Raw genomic sequence first — 14601 nt, forward strand, 5'->3', positions numbered from 1 at the left:
GTCGTTCTAGGACGGCTTTTCTAGATTCTGGATATATTTCTTCAGCACCTCAAGTGGCGCACCACCAACAGAATACAGAAAGTAACTAGGACTCCATAAAGCTTGCTCCCCATAGGGTTTAGGAAATCCACCTTGACCGTATCTACGGCTAGACATACCTTTTAAAACATTAACAATGTATAATCTATCTTAACATACTAATGTTAGCACAAAGCATGAAAGCTAGATATCAGTAGAGATTTTAGCCGACAGACCAACAGCAACAGAGTTTAGCTAGGTTGTATGGTTGTGTAAGGGTTGTCTGGAATGATGCGCTACATTTCTGCCAGCCATCTGAAAAGCCGCCTGGGTACAACAAAGTCTCAGAGGATGTTAACCCAAGCTAAAAAGTTTGTGAGGCTAAATCTGAGAAACTTCAAAGGGATTTCCGAGTAATTGACAGATGGGAACCTACTAGCCAGATTGGCTCTGGCTGTGGGTATCGTTGGAGCAAGATTGATTTGTGTGTTCGCTCAGTGTTGTGTTGAAATTGCAATACTCTTGCAGACAGAGATGAGAATGCTGCTAAGAATATAAAAATGGTCGGCATGGGGCATCGGCACGACTTAAAATGGACAGGGAGTGACTGTAAGACTGTTTCGACAGCGAGTTACTGTGAACTGTCAAGAATCACCGACCTTGAAGGTCGGTGAGTATGTCAACTTTCCACTTCGGCGACTTCCTTGGCTACCCCAGCAGTTAACACTTCATGACCTGTGGGTGTCACCAAAACATCATCTTCAATGCGAATACCAATACCCACCCACCGGGGATGAGTTTCTGGTTGGTCTTCTGCTAATTTGGTATCCGGGACAATATAAATCCCTGGTTCCACTGTCAGCACTTGACCTGCTTGCAAAATTTGCGGTTTGTCTTCACCATATTGGTAAACACCCACATCATGAACATCTAAACCTAACCAATGGCTGGTACGGTGCATATAATAGGGTTTATATTTTTCTTCTTCAATTAACTTGTCAATTTCCCCAGTCAAAATGCCAAGTTCTACTAACCCTTCAGTAATGACACGCACGGCTGTATGGTGAACTGCTTTAAAAGAATTACCAGGTTTAACTTGGGCGATCGCTTGTTTTTGTGCTTCTAAAACAATCTCATATAATACCTTTTGCTCTGGTGTAAACTTACCGCCCACTGGAAAAGTTCTGGTAATATCAGAGTTATAATAACCATAGGCACAGCCGGCATCAATGAGCAACAATTCCTCATCTTGCATTTGCCGACTATTTTCGATGTAATGCAATACACAGGCATTCACTCCAGAAGCCACAATAGAAGGATAAGCAGGGCCCATTCCTCCCCGTAACCTAAAGATATGTTCTATTTCCGCCTGCACTTGGTACTCATAACGCCCCGGTGCTGTAAATTCTCTAGCCCGTTGATGTGCTTCCACAGCTATGGCGGCGGCTTGGCGCATTAACTGCAATTCCCCTTCACTTTTAACTAATCTCATACTGCTGAGGATGGTTCCCGTGTCTTCAATAGCCACCGGTCCCGTACCACGCTTGGGGTAAGTCCGCAGTAAACTTTGGTAATGTTTGAGAATGGTGTCATTAAAATTGCCATCTCGTCCTAAATGATAGTAAATGCGATCGGCTTTTTCTAAATACTGGGGTAATTTTTCATCTAATTCGGCTATGGGGTAGGCTTCATCTGCACCATAGATTTCCTTGGCTGCGTCCACCCCACAAACATAACCAGTCCAAACTTCCTTTTCTCGATCCTTCGGTTGCACAAACAACACAAACCGATGTTCTGGATGGTGTGGCGCTAACACCGCTACTGCTTGGGGTTCATTAAACCCAGTTAGATAGAAAAAATCACTATCTTGCCGATAAGTGTATTCTACATCATTGTGCATCACTGCCATTGGCGCACTGCGAAAAATAGCAGTTCCATTACCAATTTTTGCCATTAACTGTTGGCGACGCTGCTGATATTCTGCCTGCATAGTTAATCAATTTGTGATTTTTCAGGATTGTAATTTTAGTATTATTATACACTTTTTAACAATGTGAACCAAGGAAAGTTATCTCTTATTCTAATATTCAAGTTTGATGACGTTTACAAAAATAATTAATCAAGAAAATGTTTTTAAATTACAGAAACACCCCCAACAAACAAGTTAAAAAATGGATAGCATCCATTCATAATAAAAAAATCCCCTATGTTTCCACAGCAAAATTACTCTGGGTTTGAGCAGAGAATCAAGAGTTCATTTGATCAATCTTTGGCAAAATCAGCGTTTTTATTATCCGATTATTCCACCGAACTAAATCCTACCTTAGCCACCAGTTCTAGTTCCTCACCAGTAAACAATATACCAGCAATTCCCAATTTAATTGGCGGGGCAAACCCCAACCCGAATCCTTATCTAACCAGCGCAGCCATAGTTCCTGATTTCAACGGTGACGGTAAAACAGATAAACTTTGGGTGAATTCTGAAACAGGTGAAATTATTGTTCGCCTCATGGATGGAACCAGCATTATTAAAGAAGCTTCCCTGGGTCGATATGACCTATCATCTATGTCTTACGAAATTGCCGACTTTAATGCTGATGGTAAAACTGATTTCTTGTTACGGAATCAGTTGACTGGGGAGAATCGTATTGTACTTATGGATGGTACGAGAGTTGCCAATACAATTGCACTGGAAACAGTAGACCCAAGTTGGAAAGCTAGTATTGGCGATTTCAATGGCGATCGCAAAACCGATATTTTCTGGCACAATGCTCCAACAGGTCAAAATGCTATTTGGACAATGGATGGCACCACAGTTATTGATGCTACCGTTGTAGAAACTACAGACACATCATGGACTCACACCATTGTAGATTTTGATGGCAATGGCAAGAGTGATGTATTCTGGCGGAACACCGAAACAGGGGAAAATAAAGTCTGGTTCATGGACGGGACCAGCAAAACTGAATTTGGCCTACAATCCCAAGACCCGTCTTGGGACTTTACCCTAGGTGATTTCAACGGTGACTTTAAAACTGATATTCTCTGGCGCAAAGCCGAAACAGGTGAAAACAAAATTTGGACAATGAATGGTATTTTCGTCACCGAAGGTAGTCTAGCAACACTAGACTCATCGTGGACATCTTCTATTGGTGACTTCAATGGGGACGGTCAAACTGATATCTTTTGGCGTAATCAAGTAACTGGTGAAAACACTGCTTGGTTAATGAATGGCACAACAGTAACTACTGAAGCTTTCCTACCCAGCAATGATTTGTTTTTAATGCCATCATTAGGTGACTTTAATGGTGATGGTAAAACTGACATCTACTGGCGTGATGCACAAACAAGTACAGATAGAATTTGGTCTATGAATGGCACAACAGCAACCGAGTCTTTTGTAGCCGAAGAAAACAGGCTGACCCCAGAGTGGTTGACCGCCTAAAACTCACTTGGCGGCTATTTTCTTGGTTGATAAAATAATGACTTTGAACTGAAGTTCAAAGTTTTTTTTATGAAAATTTGTAACTGAAAAGCTGAATTTCTTGATTGTCCGGGAGACTTTTAGAGGTAATAGTGATACTATCACTGTTACTACGACGTACTGTTACACCGGACATCAAATTTAAAAATTCATCCACTGGCGAAATATCACATATAGCACCATCAGCAGCTTGTGTACGGTAATGGGTGGGAATCACCAATTTAGGATTTAACAGCCTAGCTAACTGTTGAGCCTCTTGGGCATTATAGGCCTTATCACTGCCCCCCACTGGGATTAACACCACATCGGGACGACCCATGAGAATTCTTTGCTCACTGTTAATCTGTCCGGCTGCTCCTCCTAAATGTAAAATGTTAATTCCCCCTTGCTGCCAACTCCAAGCCGTATTCATGCCAAACTGCTTACCACCTTTGCGATCGTGATCTATGGCAATTCCTTGTAACTTAATACCTTTAAACTCGTAAGCCCCTGGTGCATACACTAGCTTAGGATTTCCTGTGAGTCCATCTACTGCACCTTCATCTAGTAATTGACTGCTAATCATGACTAAATCTGCTGCCACTTTTGGCGGACGATAACCAGCCGTACAGCCAAGGGTCTGAAATGGATTAACTAGAATCCTCACCCCCCCACTAGTGAATAGAAAGCAAGTATGACCCAACCACTGAACTGATAAATTGCTAGATTGCGCCTCAGCCTTTATAGGGGAACCCAAATTAGTAACTACTGCTGTGACTAACCCCGCCCCAACATAGCCGATCAATTCTCGTCGTTTCATTAATCACTCTCTTAACTGTATTGTTCTAGAAAGTTTCGTAATAACTGCTTCCCTGAAGATGTCAGCACACTTTCTGGGTGAAACTGGACACCCTCAATGTGAGGATAGTTCCTGTGCCGCACTCCCATAATAGTACCATCTTCAATCCAGGCAGTGATTTCTAATACTTCTGGGCAGGTGTCACGATCAATGACTAAACTATGATATCTAGTGGCCACCATAGGATTTTCTAATCCCCGGAAAACACCTACCCCAGTGTGGGAAACCTGAGAAGTTTTACCGTGCATCAAATCCCTAGCGGAAACGATTTTACCCCCAAAAACTTGACCAATACTTTGATGCCCCAAACAGACACCTAAAATTGGTAGGTTTTTGCCTAGTTGTTTAATCACATCTTGGGAAACGCCGGCATTTTCTGGACGACCAGGACCGGGAGAAATGACTACCAGATCAGGATTTAAGTCGCGAATTTCTTCTACTGTTATTTTGTCGTTACGAAAAACCTGAATATCTGATGCCACAGGAAACTCCGCTGCTAGTTCTCCTAAATACTGCACCAAATTGTATGTAAAACTATCATAATTATCAATGACTATGATCAAAGCCCATGACTCCTGGTTTTTGTTACTCCTACCTATTGCTAATCAAAGCTGATATGAACACCACATATCAAATATTATCAGACTTGGATCATCAGCCCACCTAGAAATTGGACATAATTAAAATTACCAGAGGCGGCAGCAAGAGGGTAGCCCCAACCACCACAGCCACAAAGGCAGAAACCAGCACAGCACCGGCTGCGCAATCTTTAGCAATTTTTGCCAACTCATGGTAACTCTGCTTGACTGTTAAGTCTACAAGGGACTCAATAGCAGTATTGAGTAACTCCAATGCCAACACTAAACCACAGGTTATGGCAATAACAGCAATTTCTACTCCTTGCAGATGCAAGAAAATACTTAAGCCAATGGCTAAGGCGCAGAAACTTAAATGAATGCGAAAGTTACGTTGAGTATAAAAACTGTAGGTGATTCCAGCCCAGGCATATTTAAAGCTAATAAATAAATTAGAGGCAACTTTCCAGGACAGTTCCCGTTCCCTAGTGATCAAGGGTGCTAGAGAGTTTGGTGTGGGTGGAGGAGAGACTTGTTGGGACATAAGCCTAAAAACAGAATAATAAATTAATTGCGAAAAAATTTCACTAATGTTAACATTTTTATTCACGTAATCAATTTTGAGGCAATTTTCTACAGAAGTATTTTAAACATTGACTGACATAAACAAGTTTAAGTTTCTATGTCCATGTCAATACTGATTAATTTCAGTAATTGTACTTGCTGTTGTAGCATTGCCCTTAACTGTTCTTCATCTGGATGATCCCAACCCAACAGATGCAGTAGCCCGTGAGTAGCCAACCAAGCTAACTCCGTTGACAAACTATGCTCCTGCCGTTGAGCTTGACGTTGAGCCGTATTTACGGAAATCACAATATCACCTAGATACAGATGATCAGCTTGCATTTCCGGACTTTGAGGAAAATCTACCTCCAATGCTGCAAAAGACAAAACATCTGTGGGTTTGTCTTGATGACGATATTGAGCATTTAAAGCCTGAATTTCTGCGTCATCTGTCAAACGCAGCGCTATTTCATAACTTACCGCTGGAGGCAGATAGGACTGTAGACTTTCCAACCACCGCTCAAACCAATCTTGCCAAGTTTCCCCAGTAATTCGAGTATCGTACTCTCCAAAGTCCATGGCTGCTGTTGAAGAGGATTCATCAAACAAATCCTGGACATCTAGTTCAAGTTGCACCAGCTATAAACTCTCCTCAAAGCTTGCAATTTTGGTGTGTTGTTAGGTATTTGGACAAAATTAAATTCACTCCTTGAGAGAGGGAACAGGTAACAGAAAAATCAGTTGTGTAATTCATTTGGTCCCATTACTTAGCGAGTTAGGTAAGCCAGACCCACGAAAACAGCTAAAAGCCCGATAGTTGTCAGGGCAAAATGTTTCATGGAAGTACCTCCCTTACGCACCATGTTTCGCATGGCCAGTTTTACATAGCTAGGTTTAGGTTCCGTTGGTGAGTTGCTCATAAAAATTTGATGACAAGAGTTATATATAACTGTAACAGTTGACCAACGGAATGGGGTTAGAAGCTCCTGCTTCTAGGAGGGCTTTTTTTTGGTTTCTATAGCTTGCCATTTTTGATTTACCAACATATAAAGCTTGCTCGCCTTCCAAGACGAACATTTACATTTGTTTAAACAGGAGTGTCTTGTAGTAGCTGGTTTTCCTGTCGTAGATAGGCTTGAATAAACAAATCCAGGTCGCCATCCATAACATCACTGATGGCAGTTGTTTCCACGTTTGTACGTAAGTCCTTAACCATTTGGTAAGGGTGAAACACATAGTTACGAATTTGATTCCCCCAAGAAGCTTCCACCATATCGCCTCTAATTTCGGCGATTTCTTGGGCCCGTTGTTCTCTGGCAATAACTAACAGTTTAGCTTTCAGACGGGCTAGGGCTTTTTCTTTGTTTTGTAACTGAGAGCGTTCCTCCGTACAACGTACGGCAATACCAGTAGGTAAGTGAACAATTCGCACTGCTGTTTCTACTTTGTTCACATTCTGCCCACCTTTACCACCAGCCCTGGATGTAGTAACTTCTAAATCCTTTTCGGGAATGTCTAGTTGTACTGTGTGATCTAACTGGGGCATAATTTCCACCCCAGCAAAACTGGTTTGTCGCTTGCCGTTAGCATTAAAAGGTGAAATGCGTACTAAGCGATGTGTGCCTGTTTCTGAGCGCAAATAACCATAGGCGTAGCGACCAGTAATTTCCAGGGTTGCTGATTTAATGCCAGCTTCATCACCTTCTGATTCTTCAGTTAAATTAACTTTGTATCCGTGTTGTTCTGCCCAACGGGTGTACATCCGCATTAGCATGAAAGCCCAGTCTTGGGCATCTGTACCACCAGCACCAGCATTAATTGTTAACACCGCCCCTTGATCATCATATGGTCCAGAAAGTAACTGTTGTAATTCCCACTGGTCTAGTTGACGATTAAGCTGATTAATTGTATGCTCTGCCTCTTGTAACAGTGCTGCGTCGGTTTCTAACTCCAATAGCTCAACCACTGCTTTGGTATCTTCCAGACTAAAACACCACTGCTCATGTTGCTGCACTTGGGCTTTGAGTTCATTAAGTTCTTGCAGAGTGTTTTGTGCTTGGGTTTGGTCGTTCCAAAATTCCGGCTGTGCTGCTATTTGTTCTAAATCTTGAATTTTCGCACTCAGTGCTGGTATGTCAAAGATAGTCCTGGGCTTTACCCAGACGATCGGACAACATCTCAATTTCCCGTTTGATTTCCAATACTTCCATACTGCTTGCTAAACAAGGTCAATTACATAGATATAGTATACAACTCTGATTCTTTCTCCTGCCACAGAAAAATTCTGATTACCATGAAACCACGTATAATATTTTTACGTCAGTTTAATACTAGGCTGGCTTACGTATAAATATCAATACTATCATAAATTACCTAAGCAGAAATAGCTAGTTCTTTAAATAAAATCAATGCTCACCTGTAACCACGGAAATTTATGCGTAAAAGTACTTAATACGTAAGTAAGTCTTTTCGTAATTTCAGTAAAATGACTATGGTTTATTCAGCCTCGACTAGGGAAAATGATGAGAGATTTGCAGGCAATATACGCAACTCCGTTGTTTGAAAAAACAAGAGTTATAGAAAAGGAAATTTTATATGGCAAAAAGTCATTCCTCTAGGGGAACTAACGGTGTGGAGTTATTACACTTGTACCACCAAAATCCTTCTATTCAACTACGTAATCAACTGGTACAGTTACATACTGGCTTAGTCAGAAAGATAGCTCATAAATTCAGCCATCAATGTCATGAACCTTATGAAGATTTAGAACAAATCGGTTATTTTGGTTTAATTAGGGCAATTGAACGCTTCGACCCCAGCCACGGATATGCGTTTAGTTCCTTTGCAGTGCCATACATTCGAGGTGAGATGCTGCACTTTTTACGCGATCGCAGCACTTTATTAAAAATACCCCGTCGTTGGCAAGAACTCTACAACGAAGGACAAAAAGTCCGTAAACAATTATCGGTTTCTCTGGGTCGCACCCCCAAAGATATAGAAATTGCCGAACATCTGGAAGTCTCACTGCAAGAATGGCAAGAAACTAAGTTAGCAGCCCAAAACCGTATGCCTTTGAGCTTGGATGCTACCGTAGTCAATTACACTGATTGCCAAATAACCCTTGGTGAGGCGCTTCCCTGTCCTCGTTCTACTCTCCTTCAACAACAAGATGAAGAACGACAACAACTTCAAGGGGCAATCAATATGTTAGAAGAAAAGCCGCGGATAGCAGTAGAAATGGTATTTTTAAAAGAAATTTCTCGCAAAGATGCTGCCAAAAATATCGGCACCAGCCCTATGACAGTAACAAGATATTTACAAAAAGGCATACGGGATTTGATCACTTATTTACAACCACAAGCATTGCCCACAGGGTCTTAAAGAAAATAAGAGTATGTTTGATGGGGAGAAACCCGGTTTCTCCAACAACCGAGTTTCTCAGTTGGTACTTATTCCACACATATTTGATTAGTTATGCCAAATTTATCCGGGGTAGTTCTTAATACTAGTCTATTACCTCACTCCAGCCTATATATTGGGCTAGCAATGCTTCATCATCTGTTATTTCACCCATACCAGGGGGACTGAGATAAGCAGCGCCCAAGGCTTGTAGATAGTTCTCTTTGTTAAACTTCTCTTTTTCTTCTTCGCTTTCCTGGCCACCGTTAATGTAAGCAGCAACCTCAGCAGTTAGTTCCCTCAACAATTCATGATTTTCCATGTGTATCATCAATTGCTACTCCTTTAGAACAACTAATTTTTATCTAGCCGACTATTTTTATTTTATGTTGGTATATCAAAAATGGCAAGCTATAGAAACCAAAAAAAAGCCGTGCTAGAAGGACGTAGCTTTAATACCATTTTGTTTATTAGAGAAAAATAAAGTTTTTACTACATTTTGCCAAAATTGCCAAAAAATCAATTATAAACGTTTGGGTTATGGGAATTAGCCTTTATCCTAAAAAGTATGGCTAACTAAGGGAGAAAATTCATGGAATTTTTATCCGATTCTGTTGTTTTATCACGGATGCAATTTGCACTCACGGCCTTATTTCATATGCTGTGGCCTGTCCTAACTACCGGGATGGGGATTTATTTAGTTATTGTTGAGGGATTATGGCTCAAAACTCGTAATCCTGATTATTATCTTCATGCTCGTTTTTGGTCAAAGTTTTATGTGCTGAACTTTGGTATTGGTGTAGCAACGGGTATACCCATGGAATTTCAATTCGGCACAAATTGGGGACCGTTTTCTGAAGCTGTGGGCAACTTTTTTGGCAGCGTGATCGGTTTTGAGGCTTCTTGGGCATTTATGCTAGAAGCAGCATTCCTGGGTATTATGTTATTTGGCTGGGAGCGCGTCAATCCGGCTATTCACTATCTTTCCACTATTTTGGTGGCTGTTGGCGCTAACTTATCAACTCTGTGGATTTTGACAGCTAATTCCTGGATGCAAACCCCTGCAGGCGGGGAGATGGTAAATGGTAAATTTGTTGTCAGTGATTACTTCCAGGCAATTTTAAATCCTTTTATGGTCAATAGTGTTCTGCATATGTTTTTTGCCACACTAGAGACTTCTCTGTTTGTCATTGGTGGAATTAGTGCTTGGTACATTTTGCAGCAACGCCACCAAGCTTTTTTTGCCCGGTCATTGAAAATTGCTTTAGCAGCTGCGATCGCGGTGGCTCCACTACAGATATATATTGGACATTTAAGCGGTGAGCAAGTTTATCACTATCAACCCACTAAACTAGCAGCCATGGAGGCCCAATGGGAATCCTCCCCAGCTGGACAACCTGCTGATTGGAGTTTGCTGGCCATACCTAATGAAAAAGCCCAAAAAAACGACTGGGAAATCAGTGTCCCCAATGCTCTGGGGTACATTTTGGAATTTAAGAAAAACCTTTCTCAACCAGTACGCGGTTTAAAAGAGTGGAAACCAGAGGACCGTCCCCACATGGTGGGTTTAATTTATTATGCTTTCCGCACCATGATCGCCATTGGTTTTTTCTTAGCTGGTTTAATGTTGTTAAGTACAATACAATGGCTACGGGGTAAGCTGGCGGCGGAAAATATCACTCAGCAAGGCTGGTTAATGGGGGCTTGGGTATTTGCTGCACCCCTGGGATATATAGCAATAGATTCTGGCTGGATAGTGCGCTGTGTAGGTAGACAACCCTGGACGCTGTACGGACAAATCCTCACTGTAGATGCTGCTTCTCACATCCCTGCTAGTAATGTTTTAGTTTCACTCAGTGGCTTTGTCATAGTTTACACTCTGTTATTTACTGCCGCTTTATACTTTGGTAGTCGGATTATTCGTCAAGGGCCAAATCTCCAGCTACCCATCCCAGGAGTAGAAATTACTAGACCGGCGGTGGAAACCACCCCTGGAGAGTTTGTTGCTGATGAACGCCCGGTAGAAGCACAACAGTAAGCAAAGTAAATAAAAGATACCCCAATTGGGTATCTCAGCTTCATAAATCAAGCAAAGGTTGGGAAATTATATGGAAACCCTCAAGTATTTTCTTCCCCAGGTATGGTTTGTAATTTTGGCTCTTTTCTTGTTCCTCTACGTGATGTTGGACGGGTTTGATTTAGGAGTGGGGATATTGTCTCTCACCTCCTCCGACGAGGAACGCCGGGGAATTTTAATGACTAGTTTGAGTAACATTTGGGATGCCAATGAGACATGGTTAGTACTCATGGGTGGGGGGTTATTTGGTGCTTTTCCCTTAGCTTATGGTACGATATTTAGCGCTTTATATATTCCCCTGCTGGTGATGGTATTTGGGTTTATTTTTCGGGGTGTAGCCTTTGAATTTCGGGATTTATCTAACCGCAAATTTTTCTGGAATTTCGCCTTTGGTGCTGGTAGTTTTACCGCAGCACTAGGTCAAGGATTCGCTTTAGGGGCGGTGTTGAAGGGTATTAAGGTTGATCAAGCCGGACATTTTATTGGTACTACCTGGGACTGGCTGAGTATTCCTTCTGTGTTGGTGGCTTTAACATTGATTCAAGGATATGTGTTGATTGGTTCTACTTATCTGATATGGAAAACTACAGGGGAATTACAGCAGACTCATTTTAAAACTGCCAAAATTGCCGCATGGACTACTTTAATCGGGGCAATTTTCATTACTGTTACCACGCCAATAATTTATGAAAATGCCAGGGCGCGATTATTTCAACAGCCTTTAGTTTATATTTTTGCAGTAATTCCTGTGGTGGGAGTACTGTTAATTTGGCAACTGCTGAGAAGTCTCAACCGTGGAGAAGAAAGATGGCCGTTTGTATGGACAATTCTGTTATTTGTCCTCACTTTTTTGGGTTTAGGATTAATTGTTTTCCCTTATATTATTCCCAATCAAATCACCATTTACGAAGCTGCCGCTGATCCGAGTTCGTTGGTAATTATGATTATTTTTATCGGTTTTCTCATTCCGGTGATGTTGTTTTACAACGTTTACCAATATATTGTTTTTCGCGGTAAGGTGACTGGCGGACAGTATGGGGAGTGATAATTTCTAGACTCAGTGTTGCTCCAAAAATATTAATGTTCTTCTATGTAAGTTTCTCCAAACTCTTGGTCGGCTATGGGAATACTTTGATAGCGCACTCTGCCCTTAATTACTACTTGTTCCCCTTGTTGGAGATTGGGTTGATTAGTAATCACCCAAATTTTACCTGTGGAGTCATTAATTTGATATGCCCATTGCTTAACTAAGGGTACTTGCCTTTCTACTGTACCTTGGATGTAAACTGTAGTGGTGGAGTCTTTTTCAAACTTAATATCTCGAATCAGGGTGACATTACTACCAATGCTCAACCTCCCGGTTTTCAGGCTTGGTGTTGTCCAATGACTGCAACTACAAAGACTCGTTACAGATAACAAAGCGATTCCCAGATGGTAAGGAATCATAGTGCCAAGGTGAAATTTTGTGGTTGGTTGCATGAAGTCGATATGATTTACTCAAATTCTTACGTATTATATTGATATTATTGGTATTTTGGCAGAGAAAAGGACGCTACCACATCAAGCTGTCAACCCTGAGTGGTCAGTATGAATAAATGTTAACTCTGCTACGAAAAATGAAAAATTGGACTGGGGATGATAATGACAACAAAAACCGCCAAACTTCTCGATGGTAAAGCCCTAGCTGAGAAAATTCATCAAGAACTTTCGGAGATTATTAGAGAAACACAAGCAAAAATGGGGCGATCGCCTGGTTTAGCTGTATTAATGGTGGGGGATAACCCAGCATCAGCGGCTTATGTCCGCAACAAAGAACGAGCCTGTACTAAGGTGGGAATTGCTTCTTTTGGACAGCATTTTCCTACAGCAACTAGCCAAGGGGAAATGGAAGAAGTAATAGCAGCACTCAACCAAGATGAACGGATAGACGGCATTCTTGTACAATTACCTCTACCTAGTCACTTGGATGCTGTAGCCTTGCTGAATAAAATTGACCCAGACAAAGACGCTGATGGACTGCACCCGGTTAACTTGGGGCGGTTAGTGCGAGGAGAACTGGGTTTACGCAGTTGTACGCCTGCTGGTGTAATGCGGCTATTGCAGGAATATGAAATTTCTTTGCAGGGCAAACAAGTTGTGGTGGTGGGACGCAGTATTTTAGTAGGTAAACCCCTAGCCTTGATGCTATTAGAAGCTGATGCAACCGTGACTATTGCTCACTCGCGATCGCTAGACCTTGGTAGCATCACCAAAAATGCTGATATGATTATTGCTGCTGTAGGTCGTCCAGGATTAATTACTGCGGAAATGATCAAACCCGGCTCCATTGTGGTAGATGTGGGGATAAATCGTGTCACAGATGCCACTGGTCAAAGTCGCTTAGTGGGGGATGTTGATTGGCAATCAACTCTTAGTGTGGCGGAATACATCACCCCAGTTCCTGGTGGTGTTGGTCCTATGACCGTTGCTATGTTGTTGCAAAATACAGTCACCAGTTATTTGCAAAAGGTAAAGACATAGAGCGAATTTTCCACTTTTCACTGCTCATCCATGACTTTTTGAGGAACAGAGCATCTTAAAATTATGACGGATGGCACCAATAGCCAACAGCCTAAAATTAAGGGAATTTAAGAATGGTAGCAGCTGATAACCGCCAGAAGATGAATGAAAAAACCACTTTTAACCTGTCCGCCTATCTCAAAGAGCGGCAAAAGCTTTGTGAAACTGCTCTGGATCAAGCTATTCCTGTGATGTATCCAGAAAAAATTTATGAATCCATGCGCTACTCCTTATTAGCGGGTGGTAAGCGTCTGCGCCCCATTCTTTGTGTTGCTACCTGTGAAATGATGGGTGGAACCATTGAAATGGCTATGCCCACAGCCTGCGCCTTGGAAATGGTGCATACAATGTCCTTAATTCACGACGACTTGCCAGCAATGGACAATGATGATTATCGTCGTGGTCGGTTAACAAATCATAAGGTATATGGGGAAAACATCGCGGTTTTAGCTGGTGATAGCTTGTTGGCTTATGCCTTTGAGTTTATAGCGACTCAAACGCCAGAAAATGTATCTAGAGAGCGAGTTGTGCAAGTAATCGCCCGTCTGGGTAAAGCCTTGGGCGCTGCTGGCTTGGTGGGCGGTCAAGTGGTTGATTTAGATTCAGAGGGTAAGTCTGATATTTCTTTAGAAACCCTGAATTTTATTCACAATCACAAAACTGCTGCCCTTTTAGAAGCTAGTGTTGTCTGTGGGGGAATTATCGCCGGTGCTTCTTCTGATGATATTCACAGACTGTCTCGCTATTCTCAAAACATCGGTCTAGCATTCCAAATTATAGATGATATTCTAGATATAACGGCTACACAAGAGCAATTAGGTAAGACTGCTGGTAAAGACTTAATAGCTAAAAAAGTTACTTATCCCAGCCTTTGGGGACTGGAACAGTCACGTTCCAAAGCTCAACAATTAGTGGAGTCTGCCTGTGAGGAATTGGAAACATTCGGAAAACTGGCACAGCCACTCCAGGCGCTGGCTCACTTTATCACCAGTCGCAATCACTAGGTCAATTCAGGATTGATGATTTTGGATGGCATGGAAATGTTTCCTGAAACAATAATCACTGCTCAAGTTACTAACCAAACCAA

Annotated in this window: 16 protein-coding genes and 1 pseudogene; 7 read left to right on the forward strand and 10 right to left on the reverse strand. The window is 41.9% G+C overall.

Annotated elements, in window-relative coordinates:
- Nucleotides 1-6: 6 nt before the first annotated feature.
- Nucleotides 7-177: pseudogene (locus NWP17_RS13135) on the reverse strand (transposase); the annotation flags it as partial.
- A gap of 101 nt (nt 178-278) precedes the next feature.
- Here NWP17_RS13135 and NWP17_RS17620 point away from each other — a divergent pair.
- Nucleotides 279-386, forward strand: a complete 108-nt coding sequence (locus tag NWP17_RS17620) for a helix-turn-helix domain-containing protein (RefSeq protein WP_425332664.1) — start codon at nt 279-281, stop codon at nt 384-386.
- Nucleotides 387-697: 311 nt separating this feature from the next.
- Here NWP17_RS17620 and NWP17_RS13140 read toward each other — a convergent pair whose 3' ends face one another.
- Nucleotides 698-2008, reverse strand: coding sequence for an aminopeptidase P N-terminal domain-containing protein (locus NWP17_RS13140; protein ID WP_280655343.1), 1311 nt, complete (start codon nt 2006-2008; stop codon nt 698-700).
- 216 nt (nt 2009-2224) lie between these two features.
- On the opposite strand from NWP17_RS13140, the gene NWP17_RS13145 reads away from it, so the two are divergent.
- The gene (locus NWP17_RS13145; protein ID WP_280655344.1) at nt 2225-3463 is read left to right on the forward strand and encodes an FG-GAP repeat domain-containing protein; all 1239 of its coding nucleotides are present in this window, start codon (nt 2225-2227) and stop codon (nt 3461-3463) included.
- Nucleotides 3464-3530: 67 nt separating this feature from the next.
- Here the strand turns inward: NWP17_RS13145 and NWP17_RS13150 are convergent, their stop codons facing one another.
- From NWP17_RS13150 to prfB, 6 genes are all read right to left on the reverse strand, one after another.
- Nucleotides 3531-4301: an MBL fold metallo-hydrolase gene (locus tag NWP17_RS13150; protein WP_280655345.1), complete on the reverse strand. Its 771-nt coding sequence runs from the start codon at nt 4299-4301 to the stop codon at nt 3531-3533.
- An 11-nt stretch (nt 4302-4312) separates the two neighbouring features.
- On the reverse strand, nt 4313-4903 hold the full coding sequence (locus NWP17_RS13155; RefSeq protein ID WP_280655346.1) for an anthranilate synthase component II: 591 nt from the start codon (nt 4901-4903) through the stop codon (nt 4313-4315).
- A gap of 100 nt (nt 4904-5003) precedes the next feature.
- Nucleotides 5004-5459: a diacylglycerol kinase family protein gene (locus NWP17_RS13160; protein ID WP_280655347.1), complete on the reverse strand. Its 456-nt coding sequence runs from the start codon at nt 5457-5459 to the stop codon at nt 5004-5006.
- A 128-nt stretch (nt 5460-5587) separates the two neighbouring features.
- Nucleotides 5588-6115 (reverse strand): rRNA maturation RNase YbeY, encoded by a 528-nt coding sequence (ybeY, locus tag NWP17_RS13165; RefSeq protein WP_280655348.1) that lies wholly within the window; start codon nt 6113-6115, stop codon nt 5588-5590.
- Nucleotides 6116-6246: 131 nt separating this feature from the next.
- Complete coding sequence (locus NWP17_RS13170; protein ID WP_280655349.1) at nt 6247-6399, reverse strand: DUF3285 domain-containing protein; 153 nt, start codon at nt 6397-6399, stop codon at nt 6247-6249.
- Between the two features lie 167 nt (nt 6400-6566).
- Nucleotides 6567-7689, reverse strand: a protein-coding gene (gene prfB / locus NWP17_RS13175) for a peptide chain release factor 2 (protein ID WP_280655350.1) whose coding sequence is annotated in 2 segments (ribosomal slippage) — nt 6567-7616 and nt 7618-7689 — 1122 coding nt in all. Because the reading frame shifts where the segments join, the coding sequence is not laid out codon by codon here.
- Between the two features lie 385 nt (nt 7690-8074).
- On the opposite strand from prfB, the gene NWP17_RS13180 reads away from it, so the two are divergent.
- The gene (locus NWP17_RS13180) at nt 8075-8860 is read left to right on the forward strand and encodes an RNA polymerase sigma factor SigF (RefSeq protein ID WP_280655351.1); all 786 of its coding nucleotides are present in this window, start codon (nt 8075-8077) and stop codon (nt 8858-8860) included.
- 124 nt (nt 8861-8984) lie between these two features.
- Here the strand turns inward: NWP17_RS13180 and NWP17_RS13185 are convergent, their stop codons facing one another.
- Complete coding sequence (locus NWP17_RS13185) at nt 8985-9209, reverse strand: hypothetical protein (protein WP_280655452.1); 225 nt, start codon at nt 9207-9209, stop codon at nt 8985-8987.
- Nucleotides 9210-9470: 261 nt separating this feature from the next.
- On the opposite strand from NWP17_RS13185, the gene NWP17_RS13190 reads away from it, so the two are divergent.
- Nucleotides 9471-10916 (forward strand): cytochrome ubiquinol oxidase subunit I, encoded by a 1446-nt coding sequence (locus tag NWP17_RS13190; protein ID WP_280655352.1) that lies wholly within the window; start codon nt 9471-9473, stop codon nt 10914-10916.
- 70 nt (nt 10917-10986) lie between these two features.
- Nucleotides 10987-12000: a cytochrome d ubiquinol oxidase subunit II gene (cydB, locus tag NWP17_RS13195; protein ID WP_280655353.1), complete on the forward strand. Its 1014-nt coding sequence runs from the start codon at nt 10987-10989 to the stop codon at nt 11998-12000.
- A 32-nt stretch (nt 12001-12032) separates the two neighbouring features.
- On the opposite strand, the gene NWP17_RS13200 is transcribed toward cydB, so the two are convergent.
- Nucleotides 12033-12434: a hypothetical protein gene (locus NWP17_RS13200; RefSeq protein ID WP_280655354.1), complete on the reverse strand. Its 402-nt coding sequence runs from the start codon at nt 12432-12434 to the stop codon at nt 12033-12035.
- A 162-nt stretch (nt 12435-12596) separates the two neighbouring features.
- Between NWP17_RS13200 and folD the strand changes: the two genes are divergently transcribed.
- Nucleotides 12597-13475, forward strand: coding sequence for a bifunctional methylenetetrahydrofolate dehydrogenase/methenyltetrahydrofolate cyclohydrolase FolD (gene folD / locus NWP17_RS13205; protein WP_280655355.1), 879 nt, complete (start codon nt 12597-12599; stop codon nt 13473-13475).
- A gap of 113 nt (nt 13476-13588) precedes the next feature.
- On the forward strand, nt 13589-14518 hold the full coding sequence (gene crtE / locus NWP17_RS13210) for a geranylgeranyl diphosphate synthase CrtE (protein ID WP_280655356.1): 930 nt from the start codon (nt 13589-13591) through the stop codon (nt 14516-14518).
- Nucleotides 14519-14601 lie beyond the last annotated feature (83 nt).

This window comes from Chrysosporum bergii ANA360D (assembly GCF_029891735.1).
Lineage (GTDB): Bacteria > Cyanobacteriota > Cyanobacteriia > Cyanobacteriales > Nostocaceae > Umezakia > Umezakia bergii.